Origin of the sequence: Aeoliella fuhlenseeensis (genome assembly GCF_052161615.1) — a bacterium.
Classification (GTDB): Bacteria; Planctomycetota; Planctomycetia; order Pirellulales; family Lacipirellulaceae; genus Aeoliella.
In genome coordinates, this window is record NZ_CP197417.1 from 2,147,400 (window position 1) to 2,167,190 (window position 19,791).

The 19,791-nt window shown below is 57.6% G+C and carries 16 protein-coding genes; 8 read left to right on the forward strand and 8 right to left on the reverse strand.

Annotated features, from left to right (window positions below; translation table 11 throughout):
• Positions 1 to 90: 90 nt before the first annotated feature.
• The 8 genes from SH292x_RS08320 (at position 91) to SH292x_RS08355 (ending at position 9,590) form a co-directional block, all read left to right on the forward strand.
• Positions 91 to 1,341, forward strand: coding sequence for a tyrosine-type recombinase/integrase (locus tag SH292x_RS08320; RefSeq protein WP_442485131.1), 1,251 nt, complete (start codon positions 91 to 93; stop codon positions 1,339 to 1,341).
• 85 nt (positions 1,342 to 1,426) lie between these two features.
• Positions 1,427 to 2,104: a hypothetical protein gene (locus tag SH292x_RS08325; protein ID WP_442485132.1), complete on the forward strand. Its 678-nt coding sequence runs from the start codon at positions 1,427 to 1,429 to the stop codon at positions 2,102 to 2,104.
• A gap of 112 nt (positions 2,105 to 2,216) precedes the next feature.
• On the forward strand, positions 2,217 to 2,501 hold the full coding sequence (locus tag SH292x_RS08330) for a DUF1580 domain-containing protein (RefSeq protein WP_442485133.1): 285 nt from the start codon (positions 2,217 to 2,219) through the stop codon (positions 2,499 to 2,501).
• Between the two features lie 244 nt (positions 2,502 to 2,745).
• Positions 2,746 to 4,164, forward strand: a complete 1,419-nt coding sequence (locus SH292x_RS08335) for a hypothetical protein (protein WP_442485134.1) — start codon at positions 2,746 to 2,748, stop codon at positions 4,162 to 4,164.
• 196 nt (positions 4,165 to 4,360) lie between these two features.
• Entirely contained in the window at positions 4,361 to 6,304 is a 1,944-nt protein-coding gene (locus tag SH292x_RS08340) for an AAA family ATPase (RefSeq protein ID WP_442485135.1), read from the forward strand.
• Between the two features lie 282 nt (positions 6,305 to 6,586).
• Entirely contained in the window at positions 6,587 to 7,885 is a 1,299-nt protein-coding gene (locus tag SH292x_RS08345; RefSeq protein WP_442485136.1) for a DNA modification methylase, read from the forward strand.
• Positions 7,885 to 8,805 carry a hypothetical protein gene (locus SH292x_RS08350; protein ID WP_442485137.1) on the forward strand — a complete coding sequence of 307 codons (921 nt, stop codon included), beginning with the start codon at positions 7,885 to 7,887 and terminating at the stop codon, positions 8,803 to 8,805. Before SH292x_RS08345 ends, SH292x_RS08350 begins: the two co-directional genes overlap by 1 nt.
• A gap of 155 nt (positions 8,806 to 8,960) precedes the next feature.
• Positions 8,961 to 9,590 carry a tyrosine-type recombinase/integrase gene (locus SH292x_RS08355; protein ID WP_442485138.1) on the forward strand — a complete coding sequence of 210 codons (630 nt, stop codon included), beginning with the start codon at positions 8,961 to 8,963 and terminating at the stop codon, positions 9,588 to 9,590.
• Positions 9,591 to 9,717: 127 nt separating this feature from the next.
• Here SH292x_RS08355 and SH292x_RS08360 read toward each other — a convergent pair whose 3' ends face one another.
• The 8 genes from SH292x_RS08360 to hsdR form a co-directional block, all read right to left on the reverse strand.
• Positions 9,718 to 10,602, reverse strand: a complete 885-nt coding sequence (locus tag SH292x_RS08360) for a hypothetical protein (RefSeq protein WP_442485139.1) — start codon at positions 10,600 to 10,602, stop codon at positions 9,718 to 9,720.
• A gap of 160 nt (positions 10,603 to 10,762) precedes the next feature.
• Entirely contained in the window at positions 10,763 to 11,530 is a 768-nt protein-coding gene (locus SH292x_RS08365) for an endonuclease NucS domain-containing protein (RefSeq protein ID WP_442485140.1), read from the reverse strand.
• A gap of 43 nt (positions 11,531 to 11,573) precedes the next feature.
• Entirely contained in the window at positions 11,574 to 11,876 is a 303-nt protein-coding gene (locus tag SH292x_RS08370) for a hypothetical protein (protein WP_442485141.1), read from the reverse strand.
• A 39-nt stretch (positions 11,877 to 11,915) separates the two neighbouring features.
• On the reverse strand, positions 11,916 to 12,590 hold the full coding sequence (locus tag SH292x_RS08375) for a GIY-YIG nuclease family protein (protein WP_442485142.1): 675 nt from the start codon (positions 12,588 to 12,590) through the stop codon (positions 11,916 to 11,918).
• A gap of 80 nt (positions 12,591 to 12,670) precedes the next feature.
• Positions 12,671 to 14,410 carry a restriction endonuclease subunit S gene (locus tag SH292x_RS08380; protein ID WP_442485143.1) on the reverse strand — a complete coding sequence of 580 codons (1,740 nt, stop codon included), beginning with the start codon at positions 14,408 to 14,410 and terminating at the stop codon, positions 12,671 to 12,673.
• 20 nt (positions 14,411 to 14,430) lie between these two features.
• On the reverse strand, positions 14,431 to 15,918 hold the full coding sequence (locus SH292x_RS08385) for an N-6 DNA methylase (protein ID WP_442485144.1): 1,488 nt from the start codon (positions 15,916 to 15,918) through the stop codon (positions 14,431 to 14,433).
• A gap of 54 nt (positions 15,919 to 15,972) precedes the next feature.
• Complete coding sequence (locus tag SH292x_RS08390) at positions 15,973 to 17,070, reverse strand: hypothetical protein (protein ID WP_442485145.1); 1,098 nt, start codon at positions 17,068 to 17,070, stop codon at positions 15,973 to 15,975.
• Complete coding sequence (gene hsdR / locus SH292x_RS08395) at positions 17,071 to 19,458, reverse strand: EcoAI/FtnUII family type I restriction enzme subunit R (RefSeq protein ID WP_442485146.1); 2,388 nt, start codon at positions 19,456 to 19,458, stop codon at positions 17,071 to 17,073.
• Positions 19,459 to 19,791: the final 333 nt, after the last annotated feature.

A 19,791-nucleotide genomic window follows, 5' to 3' on the forward strand; every position in this document is an offset into this window, starting at 1 on the left:
GCACCCGTCGATGTTCGACGGCGCGGCGTTTTCCTGCCAGGTTTTCGAGTACGTACTCAAAAACTCTGGGTAACCTGGGAGACCCGCCGAATGGCTCGTCCAAAACAGCTCATTCCTTCGTACCGCAAGCATCGTGCCAGTGGCCAAGCGATAGTGCAAATCGCTGGCCACACCCACTATCTCGGACCGCATGGCACGGTGGCGAGCAAACGGAACTACGACCGCCTCATTGCGGAGTGGCTCGCACGGGATCGGCAGCCCGAATCGCCGCCGGAGGAGCGGATAACAGTTGTCGCCCTTTCTGCCCGCTATCTCTCTTTTGCCAAGGGCTACTATCAAAAGAACGGCCGATGCACCAAAGTCGTTCCGGGCATCAAGGCGATGCTCCGGTATCTGCGAGATTGGTACGGAAAGGAGGCTGCTGCCGATTTTGGTCCAGTTGCTCTGAAGGCAATTCGGCAACGCATGGTCGAAGACGGACTCAGTCGCCGCTACATCAATGACCATGTGGATCGTCTGAAGCGGATGTTCAAATGGGCGGCCAGCGAGCAGTTGGTCCCACAAATGACGTACCAAGCTCTGTCCACTGTGGACGGCCTTCGGAGGGGCAAAACCGAGGCGCACGAGACGGCACCGATACTCCCAGTGGACGAAGGAGTGGTGGACGCGACATTGCCATTCTTGTCCGCCGTCGTGAACGATATGGTTCAATTGCAGCGTTTCACAGGAATGCGACCGGCGGAGGTATGCGCGCTTCGCCCTGCGGACGTTGACCGATCGAGCGACGTCTGGGTCTTTACACCAGAGTCACATAAGACCGAGCATCATGGCCGCAGTAGAGTGATCTTCATCGGACCGCGGGGCCAGGAAATATTGCAAAAGTACATGCTCCGAGCGCACAATTTGGAGTGCTTCCGCCCTTGCGAAGCAACGGCAGAGATGCGGGAGAAGCGGCGTGCAAGGCGAAAGGTACCGATCAATCGCGGCAATCGTCCGGGTACGAACCGAAAGACCAGTCCCAATCGCACCCCGGGAGATCGATACGATACGGCAGCGTACCGCCGCGCTATCCACCGCGCCTGTGATCGAGCTTTCCCGCACCCTACGCTGGGGAGTCGCAAAGCGCTGACAACCGAGGAGCAGGTGGAATTGCAACTTTGGCAGTCGGAGCATCGCTGGAGCCCCAATCAGCTTCGCCACGCTGCAGCCACGAGCATACGTAAGCATTTTGGACTGGAAGCTGCTCAAATAGTACTCGGCCACGCCTCCGCCAATGTAACCCAAATCTACGCAGAGCGCGACCTCGGAAAGGGAATAGAGGTTGCCCGAGCGATCGGATAGCTGCTTGAGAGCTCCCCCACACGCGTGCGGATGGCGGACACTCTACGGAATCGCCCCCTTTTTCTTACTTCAGAGGAGAGCACGAATGTTTTCCGAGTCGGAACAGAAAACCTTGGCGTGGATAATTGAGGCAAGTCCCCTGCTCCGCAGAATGCCTTCGGATCACCCCTTGTTCTCCATGGGGATTACAATGGCGATCGCATCAGCCGCCGCCCATCTCACCTTGGAACCGCATCTCACAAAACCGCATCTGGGACGCCCATTCCCTTACGGAGGGGGAATCGCTTGGCTTCCGCGTGACGCTCCACCGGCTGCGGTCAAGTCGATGGTATTCCTCGTCTCGATGAAGAATGTGGTGGACGCTTTTGATAAGGAGAACCCGGAAGAAGTCCAGAAGGCAGTTTTCTATTGTGGGATGCCCGTCAACGAGATGTCGACAGTTGCCGACACGGGCCATACCACGTCGGAGGTAATCCAGTATTTCAATACGGCCAAAGCCCACAATTCGAAGCGATCTAAGGCCCAGATCGGCCCCGAACTAGCCGCGGAGGCCGAGTCTCGAGTACGTGAGCTAATGGAGAAGGGAATCTCTCAGAGTGGAGCGCTAACGCGAGTGGCAGCCACGCTTCTCAAAGAGGGGCGGGGACCGAAAGTTACCCCTGATGCCTATCGGAAAGCCATCGAACGTTTGCATGAGTCACGTCCGCTAGTCTCGCTGTTGCATTTCGTCCACTCGAAGCTTCATCAAGACGCGGCAGACTGATTAATTTCTTGAAATCGTTGATGTTTCCAAGAAGCCGCCTCGCAACCTTGCAGAATTACGCCATATCCCTCGGGGTGTGGCGTTTTTTCGTTTTATGGCAAGGAGTCCTGAAATGAAGTTGTTCGAGGAGAGTCGGCTCAGTCTGACGAAATTAGCTCAGCAGCAGGATGTTAATGTCAGTACCGTCTGGCGTTGGGCGCAGCGTGGTGTTCGTGGTGTGCGACTGGAAACGCTGTGTATCGGTGGTCGTCGCTTTACAACGAATGAGGCTTGGGGCCGGTTTGTCGATCTCACAACCCGCGTTGCTACCGGACAAGCCGCGATCCCGTGCGTCCCAGACCAGAGAGATCGCGAGATTGCCGAGGCGGAAGCGTTTCTAGATGCGGAGGGCGTCTAGACCGCAAGGCCGGCGCAAGTGCCACGAAACATATTCAAAATCGGCAAGATAGCGACGGGATTCTTATCGCCTCCACCGACACCGAACTAAGCGATGACGCCCTTGCCGCGTTCGCGTCGCTGCTGGTGAATTGGGCGGAGCCCGCGCAAGAAGAGAACACGCGGCACGACGCCAGATTCACCCAGCTCATAAGAACCACCGCAATTTAACACAGTGCATGTGACGTAACTTACGGAAACGACGGATGGATTCAAGCACTAAACCCCAATCGATGCAAAGCTACCGCACCACCCGCAAGCGCGTGGCGTCGCTCAAGCCGTCGCCCGAGAATGAATTGCTATATAAGCGAATTGCCCCCGACGATCCCGACATCATCGAACTCGCCAAGTCGATCAGTAGGGAGGGTGGCGTACATGATCCGTTGATCGTCACGAGGGACAACTTCATCCTCAGCGGGCATCGCCGGCACGCCGCCTTGATTCGGATTGGACAGGTTCTCGCGCCGTGTCGCGTCGTCAACCACCGCCGTTCCGATATGTCCCGCGATGAGTACATCGCACTACTGCGTGACCACAATTTGCAAAGGCACAAGAGCGTTACGGAGCAGGTCCGCGAAGCGCTTGTCGACGTCGACCGCAACCAGGCAGCCAATAACCTGTACGCCATGCGGGACCGCTCCGTGCGAGGTTACGACTTCGAGGGGGTTCCAACACTTCGAATAGAAGGAAGTTCTCGCCGATTTGGTATCAGCAATCAGAAGGCGGAACACGTCAGCCACGTAAAGAGAGTCATCTTCGAGGATCGCCGCAACTACTGGCCGCTATCACTGCGTGGCGTTCACTATGCGATGCTCAATTACACCTTTCTGCGCAACACCAATCGCAAACTACCGTACAAGAATGATCCTGAATCCTACGCTGCCACGTCGGACTTGCTGACGAGACTGCGGATCAGCGGCGTAATTCCGTGGGAGGCGATCACGGATGGTACTCGCCCGGCTGAGACGTTCGCCCCGTTCAGTGACGTTCGCCAATTCGTTCAGCAGGAGGTCAACTCTCTGTTTGGCGGCTACTGGCGCGACCTGCTCCAAACCCAGCCGAACTACGTCGAGGTGCTGGTCGAGAAGAACACCGTTTTCCATATGGCCACACAGGTCACGAGGCGGTTTCAGATTCCCACGTCCAGTGGGCGAGGGTTCAACTCGATTGATTCGCTCCATGAAGTTTACGCGCGATATTTGCATAGCGGAAAAGAGAATCTGATTCTCGTTGTGCTTTCGGACTATGACCCCGAAGGCGAGATGATACCCCACTCGGCCGGTCGCATTCTGCGAGATGATTTTGGCGTCGAGGCTCCGGTCATCATCAAGGCCGGAGTGACCCGCGAGCAGATTGCGAAGTATAACCTGCCCTCGCAAAACTTCGCCAAGGAAACTTCCAGCAACCATGAATGGTTTGTCGACCGCAACGATGGCGGCAATTCAGTGTACGAGCTGGAAGCCTTGAGCCCAGACGATATGCTTCGAGACTTGCGGGACACGATCACGCGGGTGCTGGACATGTCGGTGTTCAATGCCGAGTGTGCGAGGGAACGCGAGGAAGCCGTCTATCTGCAATCGGCGCGGGATCACGCCCGCGAAGCCCTCAAAGGACTGGGGGAATGACAATGTACAGCAGAACCCAAACTAGTTGGCGGCCGGATTGTACAGCCGGCGAACCAAGCTACCACGCCCTGCAGAGTATCGGGCGTCGCGTCATCACCCGGGCCGGCATCGTCTCTAGCACGGGGGGCCAGCAATGAGCACTTTAGCTAATGGAGTGGCCCCGGGCCCGTTGGATCTACAGGCCTACAGGGACACTTTGAAGAACGAGTTCGCCTACCTGGAGGGGCAATTGCCGCTGACGATCTGTCGCGGCAAGGCCCCTACCCCGATGGGCCACAACTGGCAAACGCAAAGGCTCGACTATGACACCGCCGAGCGGTTGATTGATCGAACTGAGTTCGTTGAGCTCGGCACGAAGTTGGGCCCTGGCGCTGCGATCGACTTCGACATTGACGGACCCAGTGAGCTCGAAGCTTTCCTCGACCTATTCGATGGCGAGCCCCCGGTGCTGCCGGCCTACACTTCCGGCCGCACTGGTGGTGAGCATCGCCTGGCTGCTTTCGACAATCGCCTCCTGGTGATCGGCAAAGCCACGGTGAAGTACAAGACGACAGACGGCAAGCATAGTGTGACCGTCCGCATCGGATGCAAAGTGCAGAGCGATGGAACCATCGGCGGCGCTCAAAGCATCATCCCTCCCAGCTACCACACGGCGGAGGACGAAAACGGGCGACTCTATTGGACCGGGAGGCAGTACCAATGGAAGCCCAATCTGTCGCTGGAGGAAATCGGGCTACCACAACTGCCATCGGCGATCATCGACAAGCTGCTGGCCGCTGTGGGCCCCCAAAATTCGCAAGAGAGTGGCGTCGAGCGGATTGCTGACGACTCCACTGAGTATGGGCCCGGCAATCGCCACGATCACTTATGCAGCCTCGCCGGGTCGCTTCGGAGTCGCGGTTGTTCGTTCGCCACGATCCTTTCGGCACTAAAGGCCGAGAACGAAACGAAATGCAAGCCGCCGAAGCCTGTCGCCGAGGTCGTCGACATTGCCAACTACTACGCAAAGGCGAAAGTGGCCGCGTCTATTGCAGTGCCACTGAAGCCCTCACCGAAGATTACCTACCAGCGAATCTCATCGCGAGAGCTCGGCACAGGTGACTACTCGGTCGAATACCTGATCGAGAACACGCTGGTCGCCGGTCAGCCGACCATCATTGGTGGCAAGCAGAAGACGCTCAAGACCTCATTCATCGTTGACGCTGCGGTGTCGCTGTCGATGGGCGGCTACTTCCTCGGCAAGTTGAAGGTGAACCGCGCGTGCCGCGTCGCTGTGATGACCGGAGAGAGCGGTATGGCGACCATCCAAGAGACTGCCCGGCGAGTCTGCATCGCCGCTGGTGCCCACCTGGAGGAATGCGACAACCTGATATGGTCCCCCGACCTGCCGAAATTCGGCCAACCCGCACACGCCGACGCGCTTCGCGAGTTCATTCAAAATGATGAAATCGAAGTGTTGTTCATCGACCCGATGTATCTCTGCATGCCGTCGACCGACAGCAGCAACCTAATGGCCCAAGGCGAGTTGCTGCGGAGTATGGGCGACGTAGTTCAACCGATGGGCGTCACCATGATCGTGGCCCATCACCTGAAGAAAAGCGTCAGCCGCGACGCACACGATCCGCCCGAGCTCGAAGATCTAGCTTGGGCAGGCTTCGCCGAGTGGGCCCGCCAATGGTGGCTACTCGGTCGCCGAGAGACGTACCAGCCAGGCACCGGCGATCACCGCTTGTGGTTGAACGTCGGCGGGTCTGCTGGCCATTCCGCATTGTGGGCCGTCGACGTGTCCGAGGGCGTGCGGTCTGAGTCGTCCGAGCGGCACTGGGGCGTTGAGCTACGACTGGCGACCGACGCTCGCTCCGAAGCCCAGGGCAAAGCCCAAGCCGCCCGCGAGGCCCGAGCGGAGCAACAACGCAAGAACAAAGCCGAGGCCGATCGGTCTGCCGTGGTTCAAGCTATGCACACCATCGGCAGGGCCGAGACGCTTACCGCCATCGCCGAGACCGCCCGCATATCAAACGCCCGTGCCCGTGCCGCCCTCATGGAACTAAAGACCGCCGAGCAGGTGAGAGAGAGCGAGTTGAAGAAATCAAACGGCCAGACCTACCCCGTGTTTGAGCTGAATCATGACGACGAATAACACCACCCGGACTCCCGGACAAAACACACCAGGACACCCGGAATGTCCGGGTGAGCACACACCCGGACAACCCCCTATGTAATAGGGGTTGTCCGTCCGGGTGATGTGTCCCAGGCCGTCCCGGTGCATCGGGACAAGAAAAACGCGATCGACAATCCGTTCATTGACCAGATGCACCAGAGGCTTGGTGGGCAAAACCTCGCACCCAGCGTGACCCATCCGCGCGGAAACTCCAACTCCGAGACCCCCCAAACCACCTTCCCTTTACAGGACGAAACTCTCATGAACATCGAACTCCGCCCCATCAATTCGATCAAGCCTTATGACAAAAACCCCCGCAAGAACGACCAGGCGGTCGACGTGGTCGCCAAGTCGCTCGAGGCTTTCGGCTTTCGCCAGCCCGTTGTGGTGGATTCGGAGGACGTGATCGTCGTCGGGCACACCCGCTGGAAGGCCGCGAAGAAGCTGGGATACGAGTCCATTCCGGTCCACGTGGCGAAAGACCTGACGCCCGATCAGGCCAAGGCCTACCGCATCGCCGACAATCAGACAGCGACGATCGCTGACTGGGACACCGAACTCCTGCCCACCGAGCTGTTCGACCTCCAGGCAGCCGAGTTCGACCTGGGCCTGCTCGGATTCGGTGCCGAAGATCTCGCCAAGTACATGGGCAAGAACGTCGATGAAGGGTTGGTCGATCCCGACGATGTCCCCGCACCACCGGATGAGGCGATCACAAAGCCCGGCGACCTTTGGATACTGGGCGACCACCGCCTGTTGTGCGGCGACTCGTCAAAACCCGAAGACCTTGACCGACTGCTCGGCGGTCAATCGGTCCAACTCGCGAATACCGACCCGCCCTACAATGTAAAGGTCGAACCTCGTAGCAACAACGCGATCGCCGCCGGTAACTCGAGCTTTACCAAGACCCACCACCAGAAGTTCGATCTCGAGCGTCATCCCGAGAAGTCAAAACCCACGCAGAAGAAACTCCGCGCGAAGGACCGCCCGCTAGCCAACGATTTCGTGACCGACGCCGAGTTCGATATGCTCCTCGACTCATGGTTCGGCAACATTGCCCGTGTGCTGGATGTTGGTCGCGCGTTCTACATTTGGGGCGGTTACGCCAACTGCGCGAACTACCCTCCGTTCCTCAAAAAGCACCAGCTGTACTTCAGCCAGGCGATCATCTGGGATAAAGAACACCCGGTGCTCACCCGTAAGGACTTCATGGGCGCTCATGAGTGGTGTTTCTACGGCTGGAAAGAAGGCGCCGCCCATCAGTACTTCGGGCCCAACAACGCTACCGACCTATGGCATGTGAAGAAGATCAATCCCACCGCAATGGTCCATCTCACCGAGAAACCCGTCGAACTGGCCACCCGTGCGATTCAGTACTCCAGCCTTCCCGGCGAGAACGTACTGGACCTATTCGGTGGCAGTGGCTCGACCCTAATTGCCTGCCAGCAGACGAACCGAAAGGCGTTTCTGATGGAGCTCGATACGCTCTACTGCGACGTCATCGTTCAGCGGTGGGAGAAGTTTACCGGGCAAAAAGCCGTGCTGGAGGGGGCGACCTAGTGAGCGAACCCGCGAAAAAGCCCGGCAAGGCGATCGTCAAGTCGGACATGGCAACCGTGCGTCGCCGTGTGAACGAAGTGCTGCGTATCTTGCTCCTAGGAGGCGACTTCGAGGAGGTCAAGCAATACGCTGCCGCCCAGAACTGGAACGTCTGCGATCGACAGCTTCGTCGGTACATCGAACGGGCCTACGACGGTCTCAGCGAACACACCAAGCGGGACCAGAAGCAGCTTCTAGGACGGCACCTGATGCAGCGCCGGGCGCTCTACGCCCGGGCGGTTAAGACCAACGACATCCGTACGGCGCTCGCAGTGCTGAAGGATGAGGCCTCCCTGCAAGGCCTCTACGAGATGGTCAACGCCGAGCAGGAAGAGAAACATAATCAGCACTCGTCGATCCCCAAGTTCGATCGGTTCAAGCGGCTGTTGGCTGCTCGGGAGAAAGACGACGCGCAGGAGATCACGCTGGTCGAAGAGTCATCTCCTTGGATCTACCTGCCGATGCCGGACGTCCGTTGGCCCGAGATGATGCTGTATACCATGGCCGTGGTGCACTCGGCGGAGCAACTCGATCACGCCGTGATGGTAATGCTAGGGCTGTGGCGAATCTCGCTCAACGACGAGCGGTCCGAGTTCTGGGAACAGATGGCGACCATCCACGCCTGGAATTTTTCGGTTCACCGGGAAGGGTGGGATCTGTTCGTCAAAGATTTAGGAGTTTGCCCGGGGTGGCTGGAAAACACGAGTCATCGGGGGTCGTTCCTCGAGCTGTTTTCACCCCAACTGGACGCCGTGTCGCCCGACAGGGCGGAAGTTGAGCGGGTGATGGCCGAGATGGGCGAATCCTTCGATCGCCTAGCCACGCCGCGGGACGTGGCCCGTGGGCATCGGCAATTGCTCGACGAATTCCTGGGTACGTAAAACGGCCAGAAATGGCCAAGACTACGAGTTCGGACCCAACATGGGCGAAGTGGGTCCGAATTCGCTTGGGTTTCAGCCGGGTTTGAGGTAACTGGTGGGACGTGGCCCGAGGCCGTCTTGGGCATCGTCGATCCTGCGCAGGAACCTAACTCCCAATGAAGACCGCCCATTCGCCGTTGGCCGATCCCATGAAGATCCTCACCCGTAAAGAGCTTGCAGCTGTGTTGGCGGATCTGCACCGGAAGGCGCCGCGGTCGAAGAACACGCGGCTGAACCGCGTGGTGTTTCGGCTGGCGGCGTGTTGCGGCATGCGGGTCAGTGAGATTGCCCAGCTTCACTTAGGCGACATCGTGGTGGATCTCGCGCGGCCGCACATTCGGGTCCGGGCTGGGGCCGCCAAGGGGAATCGGCCAAGGGTGGTGCCGCTGTGGTGGGACGAGGGGACGCTCCGAGATCTGGCGGCGTGGAAGGAGGAGCGGATCTCTCAAGGCGCCGCGGCTGACGATCAATTCGTGGGATGCCAGAACTCGGGCCGTCTCGGCAGCCCATTGTCACGCCACACGCTCCGCAAGCGATTTCGCACGGCGTGCAAAGTGCTTGGCGCGAAGCGGCTTGATCGGCTGACCATTCACCACGGGCGGCACACGTTTATTAGTCATGCGCTCGCTGGTGGTCGGACGCTCGCGGAGGTCCGGGATGCGGCGGGGCATGCCAATGTGAGTATCACCAGTGGGTATCTGCACGTGGCGGTGGACGATGAGGGGGTGGGGAAGCTGTTTGGGTGAGTGCGCCGCTAGGGCAATTGTCCTCGACACCTCCCCCAGGAGTGTACTTGGATCTTTGAGAATTCATGCCAATAAAAAGTCTGACGTTGGAACTCGCAATCAACCCACAGAAGAAACAGTGCGGTGGCTACTGGGAAAGTTTGCTCAAGTACAGGTCTCGCATCTCATGTATCCCAACTCGTTCTTCTGATGATAGTGCGTGCGTTTTGTCGTAGGTGTCGCCGTGGAAAACCACTTGCACTTCGCCTCTAGCGTCGGCAATCGCGTTCAGCATCTTCCAGTTTTCGGGATTGTCTTTTTCGTCTGCCATTACAATCGTCCATTCCCAACAATCCTCGTGGTCATTGTCACGCAGTATCTTGTCGTACTTGGGTTCGATCACAAATCGGTCGCCGCCAACGACAACCGTGTACTTCTTAACAAATAGCCAATCTTTGTTGGTGCAGCGAAACCGCATCGCGGGCAACCAGTTCTTGCCCGACTCGACAACCATTGCGCTCACCTCATTCACATTGTTTGATTCACTAGTGGAGTTATTGTCGTAGACCGTAGCACCAGTGGCATCAACCTGCCACTTCCTTGCTCGAAGGTCCAGGGACTCGCGGTAGGTAATCAGTTTTAGCTTCTCAGTCCGTTTTCGCCACCGGACGCGATTTCTGCCGGCCGCCTCGTAGGTATGAAATATGACAGGCACTTCGTCGCCGGGCTTCAATTCCCCGTAGACGGAAAGTAGATCATCGGTCGATTCGACTGTCTTTCGGTTAACTTTCTCTACAATCGTTCCTATCACCATACCTGCATTTGCTGCTGGACCTTTGGGGACAATGGCCCCAACTACGCCACCCCTTCTCACCGGCCAGTTCTCCTGTGCATGCTCCCACGGCCACTCTGTTTCAGATACAGGAAGTAACCCAGCGCCGATGGATGGGCGCTCGAAATCAATGGTGGCTGGTTCACCAGCGATCGCCCCCTGGCAGGCCGCAAGAACAGCAGCAACGAAAATGCCCCTCATCGCTATTCTCCTTTGATGGAATTGCGCGTAACCGACTCCGTATGATAACTAGCGATTCCCCTCGGTGCGAATTGTATGGCTGATAGCGTACTTCTAAGGTGAAGCGGTAAACTTATCCGCCCGTGATGTCGCCTTTACCCCCTCGCTTCACGTCCGAAAGCTACAACCCCGCCACGCTCTTCAACTTGATCTGGATTTCGTATTCCCTCGCACTTACTTCTGGGTCGTCACAGATGGCGTAGCGGATTTTGTCGGTGATGTGCTGGGCGATAATGATGCCGCGGACGGGTTTGCCGGCTGCCAGATGCTTCTTGACCCAGTTCTTGTAACGAAATATCTGACCAGCGACGGCGTCAGGGCCTTTCGATACTTTGAGCTCGATGACGACGAAACAATCGTCCTTATCGATGGCGAGTATATCGATCCGGCCGATTGGGGTGATGAACTCCACGCCGGTTTTGTCGCCTTCGCCCACGTAGAGCTGCAGGCCCGGCTCGATTTCGTCGAGGTGAAGGGCCAAGTAGTCGCGCAGGTGTGCCTCGGCGGCGAAGGAGCTCCCGGAAACGTCGACGGGATCAACGATGGTCGCCTCAACAATACGAACTCCGAGCCGGCCGTCCGACTTCTCGTAGATCTCCCAACTACCGTGTGTTGCTGGGTCATACAGCTCAACTTGCCCCGTTGCTGGCCGATAGAAAATATCGCCGTTGGGGTCATTGGCAAGTCGCGGTTTCGTCGCTACGCCGTAGTGGATGCGGGAATCGTGGTTCACAGTTGCCGCGATCAGTTGGCACTGGATGGTGTTGGTTTTCGTGCCCGGATACTTCTGCTGTACCCAGTTCTTGACGGCGGTGTTGGTTGTGGCGCCGCCTAAGGCTTCAACGGCTTGGCGACACATCTCTCGGACGGTGGGTTGTGCGCTGCTCATATTTTCTCCACGTGACGATTTTTCCTATACATGATGGCGAACATCAAAAGACGATACCGTGATTCGCTGCTCCGCAGCTTTGGCAGTAGGAGTCCATCATCAGGCCATCTGGTTTGCGCTCCAAACATTCGGGGCAGACGCGGAAGTAGCGCTCGTTTTCCAACAAAGCTTTCATCGTTGCCCGGATGGTGACCTCGGAGGTGGTAGTTGGAAGCGTCTCCACCTTGGTCCAGTGATGGACGGGGGTACCAGGGCCATCGCACCATAACTCTCGGACGAAGACCGCGACTCCATCGGTTGTCGAATCGGCCCTTACAAAATCGCGAAGCAGTTCTTCTTCGTTCATGGGAGGTCTGAATTGGTACCGTGAGTTGAAAGCGGGAAGTTACTCGATACCGCGGAGTGAGCAACCGTCGTTGTTGACGTACAACTTGCACGGAGTGCAATAGGCAAAGACGCCTTGCCCCACCAACTGCGCTTTTTTCGCCTTCTTGAGAGGCCCTGCGCATCTGGGGCACTTGTAGCTCCACTTCATTGTATTGGTTGGTGTGATCGCGAGTACCCGTTCAACTACGACCCGAACGACCTTCTCCGTTGTCACCATACTTTGCTTTTGTCGGAAGCGTAGCCAGGGGTCAAATGAACCTGGATTATTCAAGGCTTGCACTCTGCTATCCAAGTATACTGGGTCGAAACCGGTTATTCTTTTGCAGCTTTCAAGAATGGTTGGCAGGTCTCCTGAGAAGAACTCGCGCGCAGGATTGCTGCGGGCATCGCCAAGTTCGAGATGGATTGCTCTTTCGTCCTGCATCGGAGATGTCGATGGGTAGTAGACCAAGACCTCATAGGGCTCGGGAACGCCCGTTGCGGAACTAATTTCATGCGCCCGCTGCTTCGGGTCTTTTTCTGTGACGCCGATCTTATAGAGATCAATCATCCGCGGGTTTGTGAGTACGTAAATAAACCCAAGGATCTCGATAGCAGTCGCGCTGGCAATCGATGCTTGGCAAATGGAACAGTAGAGTTCCAGGGATTCTCCCAGCGTCTGAGCTGTGACCACGAGTTCGCATCTTGGGCAGGCCGATTGAACTCTAAGCAAGTGCATCACCTAGTACCTCATGTTCCGTTGACGACGCAGCACTACACCCCCTCCAGTACCCCGTGAATCGCCGCTTCTAACAACTGCTGCGTCGTCCGCCCGCGGGAGTCTAGCTGCGTGGCGAGTTCGTCCAGCCCGGCGAACAGGCTGTCCAGCTTCACGACGATGCGTGATTGCTCGCCCAGAGGTGGTAGCGGGACTTGAAAAAATGCCTGCTTCTGGATGCTGACTTGATTGCGAGTAGTCTGAGCCATGATGGCTTCGAGTTGTGCTTGCCAGAGGGGGCTCAGAAGCACGAAATAGAAATAATCGCTGTTGAGCGCCTGCTCGTTCAATCGGTAGTACGTGACCGACGTGCCCAATAGGAATCGTCCCATTTCTGGTTCGACACGTGCGACGCGCCCGACAGTCGCATTGTGAGTAAGCAAAATGTCGCCACCCTCTGACCAACCCTTCGTCAACTGCTTTGCTTTCTCCGTGTTCAATTTGCTACATCTGTCCCAGTAGACACGGCCACCATTAATGTCTTTTGCAGAAACAAAAATCTCTCCTGCCTCACCGAACTCATTCTTTCGCGGGTAAAGCGATCCGTGGTTACCATCGGCGTAGTCAATAATCAACTTTTGATCGTACATATCTTGAACGATCACGTACTCCCACGAACTCGGCAATTTGACGAATAGTGCAGCGGGTGCATTGACCGGTGTTCGCTTCACGATCTTTTTCTTGCGTTTGTAGCCATCAGGTAGTTTCAGATCGCGTTTTAGGAGTTCGGAGGCCGGTTCATCCTTCGGGTCCTGCGGCACCAGCTTTCCTTGCACGGCGAGTTGCAGGATGGTTTGCCGCAGTTCGCCGAGGGTTTGGGGGACGGCGTAGAGCGCGCTGAAGTGGTCGTTCACGCGCTGCCAGGCTTGTTCGAGCTCGCTGCGGGTGTTGCTGGTGGTGAGCTGGGCGAGTGAGCTGCGGCTGGCGGCGGTGCGGACCTGGGTGCGGCGGGTGTTCTGGGTCTCCAGATCGTCGCATAACTTCATCAACTCGTCGACCTTCGCGACGATTCGCTTTTGCTCGGCGAGTGGTGGGAGGGCAATGCATACCTTCTCCAGCTTCCCCTTGGTAATGTGTCTCAAACCCACACCGCCATGCGCTTGAGCGATCAATTCATCCAGTCGAACATTGATGGCGAGCCGTAGCAATTCTTTCTGGTAGACATCACCGACGATCTCTGCCCGAAAAATGTGCTGGTTGAGTACAGCGTGACCGCCTGACCAAACGAACGCGCCAAACGATGTCCCCGGCGTGCCCGACCAGCTTATTAGAAAGTCCCCTGCGCGAACATGGAATTTCTCCCCGACGTCAAAATTGCAGTAGTTATATGGTGCATTGGGGTTGTTCAAATTCTGGATACGGATGATCGGGAGCCCCGAGGTGCTCCATTCGGTGGGCTTAAACGCGCGACCATTGAACAAACGCAGGGCGTCACCGATTTGAATCCACTCCCAACTGGCCGGCAACTCGTATGGTATGTCTTTGGGAGACACCGGCTCAACCAAGGCGGCAGTTTTTAGCACACCTTCATCCATCAGCTTTTGCCTGGCAACTCGGACAGTGTCAAGAAGCGGCAACGCACTTTCCCCGGCGAGTTGCTGAGTCAGTTGTCCACGTAGCCCCAATTCAAGAATCAACTCCCGCAGCTTCGCCACGCCGCCCGGCGCGGTGGCGAAGATTTCGAGGTTGTCTAACAGCATCTGTGCCGGGGTGGTCTCGCGGACCACGCGCTCCATCGCTATCGAATCGATCATCCTTACGCGCCCCCCAGTGCCGTGGCGAGTTCTTCGCGTAGTCGGCCGAGGGTTGCGCGGATGTTCGACTCGACTTCGTTCAGTTCGGTCAGCAGTTGGTCAGGGTCGCCGGGCCCCGTGTCGGTGGAGTGGGGGTTTTTGATGTCGAGGTTGTACCCGTTCTCGGCAATCTGCTTGGCCGAGACCTTCCACGCTTGTTCGTTCGCTTTGCGACCTTTGAAGCCACCGCGGGCGTCGGGTTGGCCCCACCAGCGGCGCTCGGGCTCGAACTCTTCGAGGCGGATCGGCTTGGTCTTGTTGTAGCTCTTCGCCCCCGCTGGGTAGGGGTGCTCGTAGTACCAGATGTCGCGCGTCGCGGCGGTGTCGCCCTTATGGCCCTTAGTGAAGAACAGCAGGTTGGTCTTGATGCCGGTGTACGGGGCGAACACGCCGTTGGGTAGCCGGACGATGGTGTGCAGGTTGCACTCGTTGAGCAGCCGCTCTTTGATGCGCGTCTTCACGCCTTCGCCGAACAGGGTGCCGTCGGGCAGGACGATCGCCCCCCGCCCGCCCGGCTTCAGCAGGTGCATGATGAGCACCAGGAACAGGTCGGCCGTCTCGCGGGTTTGAAACGCCTTGGGGAAGTTGAGCTCGATGCCATCTTCCTCCATGCCACCAAACGGCGGGTTGGTGACCACCACGTCCACGCGATCGCGGGGGCCATAGTCGCGCAGCGGCCGGCGAAGCGTGTTGTCGTGCCGAACCTGTAGCGGCACGTCGATGCCATGCAGCAGCAGGTTGGTGATGCACAGGATGTGCGGCAGGTGTTTCTTCTCGACGCCATGGATCGAGGCTTGCAGTTTCTCTTCCTGCTTGGCGGTTTTGACTTCGTGGGTGCGAACGTGGTCGATGGCGGCGGTCAGAAAGCCACCGGTGCCGCACGCAGGATCGAGGATCGAGTCGCCAAGCTTCGGATCGGTCTGCTCGACCATGAACCGCGTGACGGCCCGCGGCGTGTAGAACTCGCCCGCGTTGCCAGCCGACTGCAGGTCTTTGAGGATTTGCTCGTAGACATCGCCAAACAGGTGGCGGTCCTTGCTGCTGTTGAAGTCGACCTGGTTGATCTTGTTGACCACCTGCCGCATCAACGTGCCATTCTTCATGTAGTTGTTGGCATCGACGAACGCCATGCGAATGACGGCCGCGCGGGGATTACCCCCCGCGCCGGTTGGCAAGCTTTTGAGTTCTTTGAGCAGGCGGTTGTCGACGAAGTCGAGCAGCGCCTCGCCGGTCATCCCTTCCTCGTCGGCCGCCCAATTGCGCCAGCGGAATTTGTCCTTGAGCGGCGACTTGTAGTCGTCCGTCAGGATTTCCTCTTCGGCCTCGCGGTCGTCGAGAATCTTGAGAAAGAACATCCACGCCAACTGCTCAATCCGCTGGGCATCCCCATAGGTGCCCGCATCCTTGCGCATGATGTCCTGAATGGATTTAACGGTGGTGGAGATCGACATAGGGGGCGTGTAATCTTCCTTGAATTGGCGCGGACTTCCCTGATCTAATTCTGCTTACTGTGGCCGATTTGGCAGGATAGCCAAAAGCGGCTGCACCTCGGCGAAGGACTTAATGTACCCGGAGCCCACTTCTCCGTCATCGTACGGACGGAATTTCAACGGGGATGGCAGCGACTTGAGCAACGCTTGGCGGGGTATTCCACAGTAGTGAGCGATGCGATCCACGTAGAATTCCATGTATAGGCCCTGCTGTCCGTTGCCGATCGCCGGGTAAAGTCCCAGCATCGCGAGTTTCGACGACCCGTTGGGGCCGATGCCATCGAATCCGAGGTTGCTACGAGTCGTGCGGACTGCGTCAAACTTTGTCTGTGCCGCGGCTGCCAGGGATCTAAACACTTCGCCCACTCCGTTCTCGTCGGCGATGCTTTGTAACTCCTCGGCGGTGAGTGGCGGCTTGCGGGTACCGCTGACCTGTTTGCGGGCCTGAGCCTCTGCAGTCTGCCCAATAACGCGTGGCACAAGGGTTTTGAGTCCTTGGCCGACAAAGTGACGTATCTCAACGGCAAGTATCTCTGCCGGATCCAGTTGCTCGTTCAAAAACTCGATGATTCGCTGCAGCTCTTTGGGGATCTCGTCGGCGACGATCAACATCCGCACCCGCCCGGACTGCAAATTGCTTTTGACGCTCTGCCAAAACTGCTCGGGCTCAACTCCGTCGGGAAGAAATTGAATCAGTTTCTCTTGAGGATCAACCCCACCGGTGTTGCAATGTTGTTCATAGGCGGCCCGCAGTTTCTCAAGCGGCCAGTGGACGACACCATTTGCTGCGTAGTCTAAGATTTGCCCCACCACCTCACGGCGGAGTCGCGTGTCGGTGGCACGTTTGACTTCTACAAGCGTTGGGATGCCGTCTTGATCGATGAATAGATGGTCCAGCGACCAGCGGTCCGAGCCATCGAGCTCGTCGGCAACGCCCAACTCGCGGCTAACTAATAACCAGCGTCGCGGTGAATCACTCTGTATCTGATCGCCAGCCAGGAGATCAGGATAGTCCTGGAGCAAAGTTTGAAACGCGTCCTCCGAAACGAATCCCTCTTGACTCATCTCGACGAGTCGCCCATCGTCCTGGATGTTGAAAATCTTGCCCTTCAACTAAGCAGCCTCCGCATACAGGGCTCGTTCTAGATCTGCCAAGGCGTCGAGGTACCCTTTGCGTCCGCCGAACAGTTGCACGAGTTCGACGGGGGTTCCAAGCTCATCGATCGGCTTTACGCGGAGGACGTCCATGTCTTCGATGGCACGAAGTCCTTGATTCGCGTACTTGTCGAGCAGCGATTCGAGCACCCGCCGCGCCTTGTCCTGGTACTTAGCGAAGTAATCCCGCTTGCGAACGTTCTCGGCGCGCTCGCGGCGAGTGAGCGGCGGACGGTCGAACGCTACGTGGCACACCAGGTCGAAGGGGTCGAAGTCCTTGCCCACTTCGTCTGCAAGAGGCTCGAACAGCACGCCATGTTCTTCGAGTTCCTTGACGATCGCCGCCTTCTTATCTGCGGTAGTCCACGCCTGGAGGAAATCGTCGAACGACCGGTAGTCCTTGAGCACGGTCTTGCGCGTGTAGTCCCTCAGCGATTCGGTGATCAGTTTACCGTCGGGGCCATAGTACTGCACCCGCTCGGACACTACGGTCACAGAAACGCCTGCAACGACGAACTTTCGCCGTCTGGGCGGGTCGGTGAGGATGCCACCTCCGCCACCGGGTTCCATCGGATCGATGATTGTTACCCCGGGTTCGTCCTCTCCGCCTTCCGTGGGAGGCTCGTCCGAACCTTCTTCGGGGGGTACCGGCGCGTCGCCTTCGCCCGGCTGGTAGATCTGCACTGGGTCGCCATCGAAGTCGGGATCGGCGAACAATTCGGTGGCCTTCTTAAAGTCCATGATGGTAAAGAAGAGTTTGCCGTAATCTTCGTCGATGCGCGTGCCGCGGCCGATGATCTGCTTGAACTCGGTCATCGACTGGATGCGGCGATCGAGCACGATGAGCTTGCAGGTCTTGGCATCGACGCCGGTGGTCATCAGTTTGCTGGTTGTTGCGATGACCGGATAGCGTTCTTCGGGCGAGATGAAGAAATCGAGCTGAGCCTTTCCCTCCTCATTATCGCCGGTGATGCGCATCACGTATCGTGAGTCGGCAGCGCACAGGGCCGGATTGAGATTAACGAGCGCTTGCCGCATGCGTTCGGCATGGTCGATGTCCTCGCAGAAAACGATGGTCTTGTCGTAGGGATTGGTACCCTGGAGGAACTCGGTCACCTTCTTGGCCACCAACTTCGTACGCTCTTCGAGGATGAGCGATCGGTCGAAATCCTTCTGGTTGTAGATGCGATCCTCGATCTCCTCGCCATGCTTGTCGAGTTGACCTGATGTGGGACGCCAGCCGGCAAGGTCCTTATCGAAGTCGATGCGGACCACTTTGTAAGGGGCCAGATAGCCGTCGTCGATGCCCTGCTTGAGCGAGTAAGTGTAGGTTGGCTCGCCGAAGTAGTTGATGTTCGAGACGTACTTGGTCTCTTTGGGGGTGGCGGTGAGACCAATCTGAGATGCCGCGGTGAAGTACTCGAGTATCTCGCGCCAGGCCGAGTCGTCCTTCGCGCTACCGCGGTGGCATTCGTCGATGATAATGAGGTCGAAGAAGTCGGGCGAAAACTTCTTATAGGCCTTGTGGCTTTCGTCTGGTCCAGTCAAAGCTTGATAGAGAGCGAGATAGATTTCGAACGACTTGTCGGCGAGGCGTTTCTCGACCTTGGTCATCGCGGCACCAAACGGATTGAAGTCGTTGGTCTTCGTTTGATTGACCAAGATGTTGCGATCGGCGAGGAACAGAATGCGCTTCTTCGCCCCAGCCTTCCATAGACGCCAGATGATTTGGAAGGCCGTGTAGGTCTTGCCCGTGCCGGTCGCCATCACAAGCAGCACACGATCCTGGCCCTTGGCGATGGCCTCGATCGTCCGGTTGATGGCGTTGAGCTGGTAGTACCGCGGCATCTTGCCGGACCCATCGTCGTGGAAATCCTGCGTTACGATGGCTTCGGTACTGGCATCGAGGCCTTTCCACTTCCGATAGCGCTGCCAGAGGTCGTCGGGCGAGGGAAATTCATCGAGCCCGAGTTCAAATTCCGTCTGCGGGAACGTACCCGTGTGGTCGTGGACCAAGAATCGGTCGCCATTGCTGCTGATGGCGAAGGGCACATTCAGGCAATCCGGGTGGGCGTACCCCAGGGCCTGCTGCATGCCATCGCCAACGGTATGGTTGTTGTCCTTGGCCTCGATGACGGTGATAGGGATATTGGGCTTGTAGAAGCGGACGTAGTCGGCGCGCTTGATAGGGCCCCGAGTCGTGGTCTTTCCCCGGACAATCACGCGTCCATCGGTGATTTTGAACTCCTCTCGGATCTGTGTATGCACATCCCACCCCGCCGCCCGGAGGGCCGGCGTGATGTACTTGGTACATATGTCGCGTTCAGTTAGAGAAGACTTATCCACCGCTATGCACCACGGAACTCATCAGGGGACAGGTGAAAACAGCGTTTAAGTATAGCCAGGGTTCCAGTGGGCTGCATCGTCAGCGTTCCGCGCTGCGTTACGCCAGTCGGTAGGGTGAAATTGAGCTGGAGACTCGTCAAGTAACGCACAATAGCGATCGGAACGAATATCGCCGAGCTCTGGCATCTATGCAGGTTGGGTAATAGGGGCCGACTGCAATTACCGGTTCAACGACTGCGGCATGGCGATTCATCCAATTCTGTAGCGGTCGCACGCCGATTCTTCTGACCAGCACTCCCCAAAAACTACTACAAAGCCGCTCGCCAACCATAA